We start from the raw sequence: 11,651 nt of genomic DNA, 5'->3' as shown, positions 1-11,651 counted from the left end.
GGATGGGGGTGGGGGCGCGCCGCCAACCCTGACGCTGGACGAGAACCCCCACCCCAACCCCTCCCCTGAAGGGGAGGGGCTTGCCGGTACTGCTGCCCCCCTCCCCGTCCTCGCGATGACCCCGCGCGGCAAGCCCATTACCCAGGCGCGCATTCGCGAGCTAGCGGCGGGGCCGGGGGTCATCATCCTGTGCGGGCGGTTCGAGGGCTTCGACGAGCGTATCTTTGCCGGGCGCGATGTCGAGGAAGTGTCGGTCGGCGATATCGTGCTTTCGGGCGGCGAATGTGCGGCTTTGATGGTGCTTGACGCTTGCATTCGCCTGCTTCCCGGCGTAATGGGCGCGCCTTCCAGCGGGGCGGAGGAATCGTTCGAGGACGGTTTGCTCGAATACCCGCACTATACCCGACCCGTCGAATGGGAAGGGCGCGCGATCCCTGAAGTGCTGCGATCGGGGGATCACGCGAAAATCGCCGCCTGGCGGAAACGGCAGGCGGAGGATGATACTCGGTTACGCAGACCGGACCTTTGGGAGCGTCACGTCGGCGCTCGGGACCGGCCTGCCTCTGGCGCGCGGCGAAAACACAGGGACCAGGGTTCATGAACCTGATTCAACAGATCGAGGCCGAGGAAATCGCCAAGGCCGCGAAGGAAATTCCGGAATTCCGCGCTGGTGACACCATCCGCGTCGGCGTGAAGGTGATCGAAGGCAACCGCAGCCGCGTGCAGAACTTCGAAGGCGTGTGCATCGCCCGTTCGAACCGCGGCTTCAATTCGAACTTCACCGTGCGCAAGATCAGCTTCGGCGAAGGCGTGGAGCGCGTGTTCCCGCTGTACTCGCCCAACATCGACAGCATCGCGGTGGTCCGTCGCGGCGTTGTGCGTCGCGCCAAGCTCTATTACCTGCGCGGCCGCACCGGCAAGCGCGCCCGCATCGCCGAGCGTCGCGATGTGCGCACCGAGGGTGGTCAGGGCTGAGCTTAACGCTCGTTCGCCATCTTACCGGTTGAAAAGTCAAGGGCGGCTCCCCGCGGGCCGCCCTTGCTTTTTCCCGTCCTCCGGCATCTCGCACACTGCGGCTGCTGCGCTGCGGCACCTCGGCCGCGTTCGCCACGCGGACGAATTCCGGGCCGCACGATGCTGCGTCGCACAATCGAAAGACGCCGAAATAAGGGCTGAAAAACGCGATAAACCGCGAGTTTTTAGCGGTTTTTGGCTTTGACAGCACGGGTAAAAACCGCTCAATTCCGTCGCCATTCCAGAGGCGAATCTGAAATTCCCATCAAGTCCGATTTCATTGAAAGGTAGGGGGTTCCCATAATGAACAAGAATGATCTGATCAGCGCCGTCGCCGAATCCAGCGGCCTCACCCGCAACGATGCCACCAAGGCGGTGGAAAGCGTGTTCGACACCATTTCGGGTGCGCTCAAGAAGGGTGATGAAGTCCGTCTCGTCGGTTTCGGCACGTTCTCGGTCGCCAAGCGCAAGGCCTCGACCGGCCGCAACCCGCGCACCGGCGAACCGATGGAAATCAAGGCTTCGGCTCAGCCGAAGTTCAAGGCCGGCAAGGGCCTGAAGGACGCCGTCAACTAAGACGGCATCCGGCCTGTAACGCCTCGCAGGTCAACACCGAATACGCCGCGTCTGCCCCCGGGCAGCGCGGCGTTTTTCTTATGGGGCTGGCGGTCGGCAACCCGGCAATTTCCTTGCATTGACGCGGGCCGGAGCGTAAAGGCGCGCGGTCCTTGCGGGCGGGTTTCCGCCGCAGGGATGCTGCGAACGGCATCCGGCCCTCGCGGCGGTACGGCCCTTTTGGCCCGCCCAGGCAATCATGCGGAAGGCGGAGGAAGACCGGCGGAGACAACCGCCTGGCCGGAAAATCGTTATGAAGGAAAGTCTTAATGGCAACTTCTGCCAACCCAACTCGCGACGATTTCGCGAGAATGCTCGACGAACAGCTCGGCGGCGTCGCCGATGACGGCTTCGAAGGCCGCGTCGTCAAGGGCACCGTCACCGCCATCGAAAACGACAAGGCCGTCATCGACGTCGGTCTCAAGAGCGAAGGGCGCGTGGCCCTGCGCGAATTCGCCCGTGGCGAAGGCGAGCATGGCCTGAAGGTGGGCGACGAAGTCGAAGTCTATGTCGATCGCGTCGAGAACGCTGACGGCGAAGCGATGCTCAGCCGCGACCGCGCCCGCCGCGAAGCCGCCTGGGACAAGCTCGAAAACGAATTCGGCGAAGGCAAGCGCGTCGAAGGCACCATCTTCGGCCGCGTCAAGGGCGGCTTCACCGTCGACCTCGACGGCGCCGTGGCTTTCCTTCCGGGCTCGCAGGTCGATATCCGCCCGGTGCGCGACGTTGCCCCGCTGATGGACGTGCCGCAGCCCTTCCAGATCCTCAAGATGGACCGTCGCCGCGGCAACATCGTCGTGTCGCGCCGCGCCGTCCTCGAAGAAACCCGCGCCGAACAGCGCTCGGAACTGATCGACAAGCTGTCCGAAGGCCAGGTGATCGAAGGCGTCGTCAAGAACATCACCGATTACGGTGCGTTCGTCGACCTCGGCGGCATCGACGGCCTGCTCCATGTCACCGACATGAGCTACAAGCGCGTCAACCACCCGAACGAAGTCATCAATATCGGTGACACCGTGACGGTCCAGATCATCCGCATCAACCAGGATACCCAGCGCATCAGCCTCGGCATGAAGCAGTTGGAAAGCGATCCCTGGGATGGCGCAACAGTCAAGTACCCGGTCGGCGCGAAGCTGTCGGGCACGGTCACCAACATCACCGAATACGGTGCGTTCGTGGAACTGGAAGCCGGCATCGAGGGCCTTGTCCACGTGTCGGAAATGTCCTGGACCAAGAAGAACGTCCACCCCGGCAAGATCGTCTCGACCTCGCAGGAAGTCGAAGTCATGGTGCTGGAAGTCGACAGCGACAAGCGCCGCATCAGCCTCGGCCTCAAGCAGGCCCAGCAGAACCCGTGGGAAGCCTTCGCCGAAAAGCACCCGGTCGGCTCGACCGTGGAAGGCGAAGTCAAGAACGCGACCGAGTTCGGCCTGTTCATCGGCCTCGACGGCGACGTCGACGGCATGGTCCACATGTCGGACATCGCCTGGGGCATCTCGGGCGAAGACGCGCTGGCGCTGCACCGCAAGGGCGAGACCGTGCAGGCGGTCGTGCTCGACGTCGATATCGAGAAGGAACGCATCAGCCTCGGCATGAAGCAGCTTGAGCGTGGCGCTCCGGCTGCGGGCGGCACGGCTTCGGCTGCTGCCGGCGGTACCGGCACCGGTTCGCTGCGTCGTGGCGAAGTCACCACCGTGACCATCCTCGAAGTGCGTGACGGCGGCCTCGAAGTGCAGGCTGGTGAAGACGGTGCGACCGGCTTCATCAAGCGTTCGGACCTCGGCCGTGACCGCGACGAACAGCGCCCCGATCGCTTCCAGGTCGGCCAGAAGCTCGATGCGATGGTCACCGGCTTCGATCGTTCGAAGAAGCCCAACTTCTCGGTCAAGGCGCGCCAGCTCGCCGAAGAGAAAGAAGCGGTGGAACAGTACGGCTCGTCCGATTCGGGCGCGTCGCTGGGCGACATCCTGGGCGAAGCGCTCAAGAACCGCTGATCCTGCATTCGTCATTCCCGCGAAAGCGGGAACCCAACGAACCGTTGGTAGCTGGGTCCCCGCTTTCGCGGGGATGACGAAACAAGGGAAATTGCAAAAGCCCGTCCGGCCTCCTTCGGGGATGCCGGGCGGGCTTTTGCTTTGGGGGCGGATCGCTACATTGGGGGTAAGGAGAGACCCGATGATCGAGATCCACCAGTTCCCCTGTCTTTCGGACAATTACGGCTTTCTGCTGCACGATCCGGAAAGCCAGGAAACCGCCTGCATCGATACGCCCGACGCAGACGAGTATCTGCGGCAGGCGGCGATCAAGGGGTGGCAGATCACCCAGATCTGGAACACCCACTGGCACCCCGATCACGCCGGCGGCAACGCAGCGATCAAGGCGGTGACCGGCTGCCGGATCACCGCCCCCGAAGGCGATGCGGCGAAGATCGACGGGGTGGACCGGACGGTCAGGCAGGGCGATGTCATCATGCTGGGCGACTGGGACGCCCACGTGATCGACGTCGGCGGACATACCCTGGGCCACTGCGCCTATTACCTGCCCGATGCGCTGGTGGCGTTTGTTGGCGATTCGGTGTTTGCGCTGGGTTGCGGCCGAATGTTCGAAGGCACGCCGCCGCAGTTCTGGGCCAGCCTCTCGCGCATCAAGGCGCTACCGGGCGAGACGATGCTCTATTGCGCGCACGAATATACCGCATCGAACGCCCGCTTTGCCCGCCACGCCGATCCGGACAACGCCGAACTGGCCGACTATGCAACCCAGATAGACCGCTGCCGGGCCGCAGGCCTGCCGACGGTTCCGGCCAAGCTGGAACGCGAGCTGCTGACCAACCCGTTTCTCAGGGCCGATGATCCGGGCTTGCAGGCCCGCTGGGCACCCGATGGGCACCCCGGCGACGCAGTGGCGACGTTCGCCGCCCTGCGCGCCGCCAAGGACAGTTTCTAGGCGGCGTCAGCCCGCTACCAGATCGCCCGGGAACGACTGGGTGTGGTCAAGCCGGTTCATCACTTCTTCCAGCGGCTCGACCACGGTCACGCTGCGCCCTTCGCCGAAGCGGATGCGGGTGCCGTCGGTCACTTGCGAGATGAAGGTGACTTGCGAGGCGTTGATGACGGTGGGTGTACGATCGACGCTGGTCAGCTTGACGAACATGAATAGCCTCTCCTCTTGATGGGACAGGCAGCTTAGGCGGTTGCGCGGCCAAAGCCAGCGATCTCGATCAAATCGCCCCGCTTTCGGAACGCAAAAAAGCCCCCGTCCGACGACGAGGGCCTTTTTGTGCGGGTTTCCCGGATGCCGCGATCGACGACGGCCGGGACGGGATCAGATCCCGGCGATCGCCTGATCGACCTGCGCCTTGTCGGCACCGGCCGAATAGTTGGCGGCGATCAGGCCCCTGGCGGCTCCGGCGGCAGCGGCTGCGGCTTGGTTGCGCAGTTCAGTGACGGCAGCCAGTTCGGTGGCGGCGATCTTGTCCTGCGCCATCTTCTCGCGCCGGGTGATCACCTCGGCGGTGTCCGTCTCGGCCTTCGCGACGATCGCTTCGGCTTCGTGGCGGGCATGCTCCAAGAGCGCGGCCGCGTCCTTTTCGGCGTTGGCGATCTTGTCGGCATATTCCTTGCGCAGGCTTTCGGCCTCGGCGCGCAGCGAACGGGCTTCTTCGAGCTGGGCCTTGATCTCGGCAATGCTGGAATCGAGGCCCTTGGTGATCGCCGAAGGAACCTTCTTCCACAGCATGATGAGGATCAGCACCAGCATCGAGGCGCTGACGATGGCGACCGGCGGCGCGAAGCCCATCAGCGCCGGTTCGGCGTGATGTTCGACTGCGCCGGTGTGCGCGGCGGTTTCGGCTTCAGCCATGAGCGAGGGTCTCCTTCACGGCCGAGCGAACGGCGTTCGGATCGAGCGAGAGGCCGGCAAGGCGGCTGACGATGTCCCCGGCGGCGTCAGCGGCGACATCCTCGATCTGAGAGGCTGCGGCGCGGCGCGCTTCGGCGATGCGGTTCTCGGCGGCGGCCAGCGTGGCGTCGATGCCGGTCTGCGCAGCGGCAAGGCGCTGGGCAGTGGCTTCGGCAGCCTTGGTACGCGCTTCGGCGATCAGACCCTGAGCCACATTGCGGTTGGCGTTTTCACGCGTGCGCCATGCGGCTTCTTCGGTATCGGCGGCCTCGCGCGCCTTTTGGGCGGCGGCAAGGTCGTCGGCGATCTGCTTGTCGCGCTGAGCGACGGTGTCCATCACCTTCGGCACCATTCCGCGTCCGACGACGAAGAAAGTGATCCCGAAGAACACCAGCATCCAGAATATCTGGCTGGCGTAGAACTCGCCCAACTGTGCGATCTGAGGCATGGGTCAGCCCTGTCCCGAGGTAACCGTGAAAATTTCTGGTCCGGATCGTCCCGGCCGCCCGACCAAAGGGTTCAGGCGGCCGAAAACGAAACGGCAGGTCGAAACGACGCTTGCGATCAGGCGAAGATCAGCAGCGCGGCAACGACGAACGAGAGCAGGCCCAGAAGTTCCGCACCGGCGAAGCCGATGAACAGGCGGCCCTGCTGAGCGTCAGCGGCACCCGGATTGCGCAGCGCGCCTTCGAGGAACTTGGCGAAAACGCTACCCACGCCGATCGAGGCGAGACCGCAACCGATAGCGGCGAGACCGGCACCAAGCAGCTTTGCAGCTTCTGCGTCCATATTAAAAACTCCCTTTGGTGAAATGCGTGATCTGGAAGATCAGTGAAGATTCTCGGCGTCGTTGAGATAGACGCAGGTGAGAAGGGCGAAAACGTAGGCCTGGATACCGGCGACGAGCAGTTCGAGCGCGCAGATGCCGATCATCAGGATGAAGCTGGGCAGGCCGGCGATGGCGAACAGGCCGATGTTGGCATTGCCGGTGCTGATGACGAAGCTGGACAGCACTTCGAGCAGGACGTGGCCGGCCATCATCGCGACGAACAGTCGCAGGCCGAGGCTGAACGGGCGCACCAGGAACGAGATCAGCTCGACCATGAAGATCAGCGGGATCATGATGAGCGGGGTACCGTGCGGCACGAACAGCGAGAAGAAGTGCAGCTTGTGCTTCACCAGACCGACGATGATGACGATCGAGAACGACAGCACCGCGAGGACCCCGGTGGCCGAGAAGTGGCTGGTGAAAGTGAAGGGATGGAAGCCCACCACGCCGAGCGGCAGCAGGCCGAGGAAGTTGGCGAACAGGATGAACATGAACAGCGAGAAGATGTAAGGCACATACTTCTTGCCGTTCGCGCCGATATTGGCGGCCAGCATCCCGTCGATGAAGCCGGTGAAGGTTTCCACCGCCATCTGCCAGCGGCCGGGCACGAGCTGGCGCTTCATGCCGCCGGCCACGAACACGATCAGAGCCAGCGTCGAAAGCGCCATCCACAGCGACGAATTGGTGAACGGGATGTGGTAACCCGCGATGTTCCAGTCAGCGCCAGCCAGCGTCTCGAGCTGGAACTGGTGCATCGGATCGACCTTGCCTTCGGCTGCCACGCGCTAATCCCTGTTGCCTTAGATTGAACCGTTGCCGGCCCCGGTGCCGCTCTGCCCGCGCCCTTGCGGTCAGTCGTTGCCCCGGTTGGAATTCCGAATGATGTTCCTGAAGGCGACGAATATTCCGAGGAACAGCATCACCAACAGACCCCAAGGCGACGTTCCGGCGAAGTGATCGATCACCCAGCCGATGAACAGCCCCCCTGCGATCCCGCCCAGAAGGTCCGAAAGCACGCGGTTGCCGGCACGATAGCTCGCATCGGTCTGCACGCTTCCGGACGGTGCGTGGCGCTGTTCTTCGCGCTGTTTGAGGGCTTCGAGCCGCTCATCCAGCGCATCGATGCGCGCATCCTCACCGACAGGATCTCCGGCGGATTGTTCGTCGTTCATGTCCATACTCCGCTGACCCCAGCAAGGATGACACGCACGACGGCTCCTCGCCGACGGCGCCGCCCCCTTAGGGTGGGCACTTTCCCGAGTCAACCGGCGGGCGTGCTGCACTGCAACTCTTATGGAGTTTCCCCGAGCGGGCCCCTTGGCGCAAGCCTGAAAAATCTACGAAAAAGCCGACGGAAGCCTGTCGCTGCCGCCGGCTCTGGGCCTTTGGGACAAGGCCCGCGCACGGGCCTGCCGTCAGATCGTCAGGGGCACTTGGGATCGCGTTCCGGGGCACCGGCACCGCGGGTCTTCCAACTGCCGTCCAGGCCCTGATACTTTTCGCCGGGCGCGGTCTGCAGAATCAGCCGGCACGCGGTGGTGAAGGCATATTCCTCGATCGTGCTCTTGCCGGCCGCCTTTTCGGTGTAGATCGCGCGGCGGCGGTTGTTGAGATCCTTGACCATCGCCGAAACGGTGGCGGGGGCACCCGGAACCACGCCCAGGTAGCCATCGCGCTGTTCGCCCACCTGCCCGGCCGCACGGGCGGTGGCATAGGCGGGATCGCGATCTTCAGCCAGCGCAGTGCCCGCTGCGCCAAGCACGGCAACGGTGCCGATCAGTGCGGCGAGGCCATTACGAGTGCGAAACTGGACCATCAGAATACGTCCTTGTTCTGTTCGATCGTGTCGGCGGCATCGGCCGCCAGCTTGTAGATCACATCCTGCCTGATGTTGATGTTGAGCTCGATCACGATCGGCTTGTCAGGGGCCGAGACGTTCACGCAGGCACCCAGCGGTGCCACTGCCAGCATTCCCATCAGAACAACGCACACGGAGCGCCGGCCGGAGCGGACGTTTGCGTGGACGGCGGCGGTTTCAGGCTTCCCGTGGATCATGGAAGGCGTTGTCGCAGCGCCACGCAACTTGGTCAACTCGATGAACTTCATGGCGTATTCCCGCTGACTGGAGGCTGAATGCCGCTGGCGTTCGGCAGCACGACCGGCACGCGCCCGTCTTTGCCGACCAGGCCCAGCAGCCGGGGATCGGTGATGTAGGCCGGATCGTAAAGCGCACGCATCGAGCCGAACAGGCCGAAGAACGGTGCCTTGATGTTGAGGATGAAGCGGATCGGCAGCTTGGCGACCTGCTTGGTCAGGAAATTGCGCGATGCGCCGGTGCCCTGGCTGAGCCCGTCGAAGCTGATGCGTGTGAATATCTCACCCGACAGCGAGCCACCGAGGCCGATCTCCATCTGGCGATAATTGACCGACCGCAGCGCGTTGAAGGCGAAGTTGCCCATCGCCGACAGGTCCTTGTACGTCAGCGCGCCGATATAGGAGACATTGCCGCCCGGCTCGCGCGATCGCAGGAAGCCGTTGTCGATACGGCCACCGTTTTCGTCGAACACCAGCGGCAACCGGCCGTCGAACACCCCGGTGGCGCGGATATTGGCAAGATCAAGGTGCTGCACGAAAGTCTGCGCATCAAGGCCGTCGACCTTGAGCGTATAGTTGCGCGTTTCCGCCACGCCGAGCCGCATATGCGCGGGTTCCAGCGTCAGCACCCCGTCCATGAACGGCCAGCGCGCGCCGTTGATCTGGAGATAGTGGTCCGGCTTCATTTCGAACGAGAGGACGCCTTTGGCCACTTCGACACCGGGGTTCATCGCAGCGATCTTCAGCTTCTGATCGGGCGCGGTCACCATGCCGAGGAGGTCAGTGAACACCACATCGCCCGACAGTCCCTGAACCGGGCCGAACGCCGCCGCGAAATCGAGGCCCTGGGTGCCGAAGCGGCCACGGCTGGTGACGCCGCGCTCGTTCCAGTCGATCCGCCCGGTGCCGCTGACCGTGCCCTTGAGATCGGACACCACGCCCAGCGCCAGCGCCGACAGTTCGCCCGCCTGCATCTGCCGATCGAACAGCAGCCCCGGCACATCAAGGTCCGCAGAGCCGCGCGCAGTGCCGAGATCGTGGCGAATCGCGGCCGTGACCACCGCCCGATCGCTCTTGGGCTCGCGCAGCAGGGCATCGGCCACGATCCGGTTGTCAGCCAGTCGCAGCGTCGCATCGCGGGCGATCAGCGGCTGGAAGCGCGGCTGGGCCTGACGGTCGACCAGCGTGAAGCGGGCGCGGTCGATCTCAAGCACCCCGCCCGCATAGCGCCAGTTGCCCGCCGTCTGGTGCAGGTCGAGCGGCACCGCGAACAGGGCGATATCGGCATCGTCGAACGTGCCTGCCACATCCTTGCCCACCCGCGCATCGAGGTGCGAGATCGCGAACCGCGAGGCGCTGCCCGCCGGGCCAAGGCTGATCTGGAGTTTGCGCGCGCTGATCGCGCCGGGCATCGCGAAGCCGATCGGCCCGCTGGCGATGCGGATCGGGGTTTCGCCCATGCGCCCGCTGAGGTCGAGCCCGGTGCTGCCCGCCGCGATCGACAGCACGCCGCCGCGCCGCTCGACGATGGCGCGCCCGCCGACCGGACAAATCGACAGCGCCCGCGAATCGAGCCTGACACTTGCCAGTTCCAGCCGCGCGAACGACACCGGGGTGCAGCGCGTCCACACCCGGAAGTTGCCGTTACCCGCCAGCGCGCCGTCGAGCGGCACGGCCAGATCCTCGGCCCAGCCGCCGGGCAACGCCCCGCTCAACCGGGCGCTGCCGGCAAAGCCGAACACGCCGTCGCGCCCTTGGGCAACCACCATCCGGGGCACCGCGATGCGGGACGAGCCGGCGCGATAGTCCGCCATCGTCGCGTTCAGCGTCAGCCCGGAGCGGCCGTTGCTTTCCATCCGCCCGGCCAGATGCGGCAAGCCGACCCCGCCGGTGACGAAATTGCCGGTCAGCCGCGCAACCCTTGCGCCGGGCGCGACAGTGGCCTGCAAGCGCGAGACGGCCAGCAGCGTGCGGCCGCTGCCGCCGCGCAGATCGGCGCGCGGCACCACCAGCGACAGCCCCTTGGCAGAGCGTCGGGCGATCAGGTTCATCGCCAGCGAGCTGCCCAGCGATTCGCGCTTCAGTGCCTGCCGGATCTGGCTGACCACCGGTTCGAGCAGCGTCCCCTGCCCCGATCGCGCGGCACCGGCCAGCGCGGTGTCGATGCTGTCGCCCAGCGCCACGCGATCGGCGCGAACATCGGTCTCGGCCTCCAGCCGTGAGAAGCCTTCGGCAGAGCGCGCCTGCCCGGACAGCGTCAGACTGCGGGCTCTGATCTGGGCGGATCGGACATCGCGCGCGGTCAGGTCGTAGCGGGCGATCAGCGCTGCCTTGCGATAACTCGCATGGAGGGTGCCCTCGCCTTGCGCGAACGCCACTGCGTCCTGCGCGAAGGGGCCGGTGCGCAGGCCCAGCGTGCCCTCCCCGCCGTCGAGCGTGCGATCGAACGTGGCGTCGATATCTGCCCCTGCCGTTGCCAGCTTGAGCCCGGCCCCGGCGCAAGCCACATCGGCCAGCCGCAGCGGCCCCTGAAGACGCGGCTGGCGATCGGTGATCGAGACCCGGCCGTAGAGACTGGTGCGGCCGGCGCTGCACCCCGGCAAGGTCAGCGCCGGCGCGATCGCCGCCACTTCTCCGGCGAAACCGTCGCGCAAGGCCCCTTTGCCGGCGAGCTTGACGCCGATGCGGCCGTAATCGCCATCGATCAGCCCGCGCCCGTCGACCACCTCGACATCGAGGTCGGGCATCTCGAACGGTTCCTTGCTGCCGGTGAACAGCACCTTGTCGAGCGATCCGAAGCTGGGCTTGCCGCCGCGAATCGAGCCGTAGAGACGCGGGCGGACCAGCGTGATGCGGCCTATGCCGGGCAGGCCCCACAAGAGCCGGGTGCGCACGCGCACTTCGTCGGCGGTGAAATCGGGGTGGGCCGGGTCGCCGATCACCAGCCCGGTCAGCACCTGCTCGGCCGGGCCGATCGATTTGATCCTGTAGTGCGCGGGCAGCCCCATCCGCGCCAGTTGCCCGCCGATCACGTTATCGGCGATATCCTTGCGGGCCAGCCAGGTACCGGCCAGCGCCACCGCAAGCACCCCCGCCACCGACAGCGCGATGCGCCGTCGGCGGGATATTCCCGCCCCGCCGGGGGCAGGGTCGATCTCCGCGTGCGGGTGGTCCAGGTCTTGCGCCATTCGCTCCATCA

14 protein-coding genes are annotated in these 11,651 nt (G+C 65.3%); 5 read left to right on the top strand and 9 right to left on the bottom strand.

Annotation, left to right across the window (positions count from 1 at the left end):
* The 5 genes from trmD to gloB all read left to right on the top strand — a co-directional run.
* On the top strand, positions 1 to 601 hold a 601-nt coding region (trmD, locus tag IE122_RS08450), incomplete at its 5' end, for a tRNA (guanine(37)-N(1))-methyltransferase (protein ID WP_229813917.1).
* Positions 598 to 975 carry a 50S ribosomal protein L19 gene (gene rplS, locus IE122_RS08445; RefSeq protein WP_189620715.1) on the top strand — a complete coding sequence of 126 codons (378 nt, stop codon included), beginning with the start codon at positions 598 to 600 and terminating at the stop codon, positions 973 to 975. The genes trmD and rplS, both read left to right, overlap by 4 nt.
* Positions 976 to 1,317: 342 nt before the next feature.
* Positions 1,318 to 1,590, top strand: a complete 273-nt coding sequence (gene hbs, locus IE122_RS08440) for a non-specific DNA-binding protein Hbs (protein WP_189620714.1) — start codon at positions 1,318 to 1,320, stop codon at positions 1,588 to 1,590.
* 308 nt (positions 1,591 to 1,898) lie between these two features.
* Positions 1,899 to 3,623 (top strand): 30S ribosomal protein S1, encoded by a 1,725-nt coding sequence (gene rpsA, locus IE122_RS08435; RefSeq protein WP_189620713.1) that lies wholly within the window; start codon positions 1,899 to 1,901, stop codon positions 3,621 to 3,623.
* Positions 3,624 to 3,804: 181 nt separating this feature from the next.
* Positions 3,805 to 4,575 carry a hydroxyacylglutathione hydrolase gene (gene gloB, locus IE122_RS08430; RefSeq protein ID WP_189620712.1) on the top strand — a complete coding sequence of 257 codons (771 nt, stop codon included), beginning with the start codon at positions 3,805 to 3,807 and terminating at the stop codon, positions 4,573 to 4,575.
* A 6-nt stretch (positions 4,576 to 4,581) separates the two neighbouring features.
* On the opposite strand, the gene IE122_RS08425 is transcribed toward gloB, so the two are convergent.
* From IE122_RS08425 to IE122_RS08385, 9 genes are all read right to left on the bottom strand, one after another.
* Positions 4,582 to 4,782 carry a flagellar FlbD family protein gene (locus IE122_RS08425; RefSeq protein WP_189620711.1) on the bottom strand — a complete coding sequence of 67 codons (201 nt, stop codon included), beginning with the start codon at positions 4,780 to 4,782 and terminating at the stop codon, positions 4,582 to 4,584.
* 171 nt (positions 4,783 to 4,953) lie between these two features.
* On the bottom strand, positions 4,954 to 5,490 hold the full coding sequence (locus IE122_RS08420; RefSeq protein WP_229813915.1) for a F0F1 ATP synthase subunit B family protein: 537 nt from the start codon (positions 5,488 to 5,490) through the stop codon (positions 4,954 to 4,956).
* Positions 5,483 to 5,977, bottom strand: a complete 495-nt coding sequence (locus IE122_RS08415; protein WP_189620710.1) for a F0F1 ATP synthase subunit B — start codon at positions 5,975 to 5,977, stop codon at positions 5,483 to 5,485. The genes IE122_RS08420 and IE122_RS08415 overlap by 8 nt, the downstream gene beginning before the upstream one ends.
* A gap of 116 nt (positions 5,978 to 6,093) precedes the next feature.
* Positions 6,094 to 6,318, bottom strand: coding sequence for a F0F1 ATP synthase subunit C (locus IE122_RS08410; protein WP_007013775.1), 225 nt, complete (start codon positions 6,316 to 6,318; stop codon positions 6,094 to 6,096).
* 39 nt (positions 6,319 to 6,357) lie between these two features.
* On the bottom strand, positions 6,358 to 7,140 hold the full coding sequence (locus tag IE122_RS08405; RefSeq protein ID WP_189620709.1) for a F0F1 ATP synthase subunit A: 783 nt from the start codon (positions 7,138 to 7,140) through the stop codon (positions 6,358 to 6,360).
* Between the two features lie 69 nt (positions 7,141 to 7,209).
* Complete coding sequence (locus IE122_RS08400; protein ID WP_189620708.1) at positions 7,210 to 7,530, bottom strand: AtpZ/AtpI family protein; 321 nt, start codon at positions 7,528 to 7,530, stop codon at positions 7,210 to 7,212.
* Positions 7,531 to 7,781: 251 nt separating this feature from the next.
* Complete coding sequence (locus IE122_RS08395; protein WP_189620707.1) at positions 7,782 to 8,174, bottom strand: YdbL family probable chaperone protein; 393 nt, start codon at positions 8,172 to 8,174, stop codon at positions 7,782 to 7,784.
* Positions 8,174 to 8,413, bottom strand: coding sequence for a YnbE family lipoprotein (locus IE122_RS08390; protein WP_229813913.1), 240 nt, complete (start codon positions 8,411 to 8,413; stop codon positions 8,174 to 8,176). Before IE122_RS08390 ends, IE122_RS08395 begins: the two co-directional genes overlap by 1 nt.
* A gap of 47 nt (positions 8,414 to 8,460) precedes the next feature.
* Entirely contained in the window at positions 8,461 to 11,640 is a 3,180-nt protein-coding gene (locus IE122_RS08385; RefSeq protein WP_189620706.1) for an intermembrane phospholipid transport protein YdbH family protein, read from the bottom strand.
* Between the last annotated feature and the right edge of the window lie 11 nt (positions 11,641 to 11,651).

The sequence above is a fragment of the Novosphingobium colocasiae genome (assembly GCF_014652555.1).
GTDB lineage: Bacteria > Pseudomonadota > Alphaproteobacteria > Sphingomonadales > Sphingomonadaceae > Novosphingobium > Novosphingobium colocasiae.
The sequence above is the reverse complement of the archived record's forward strand: the minus strand, read 5'-3'. Positions and strand labels throughout refer to the sequence as shown.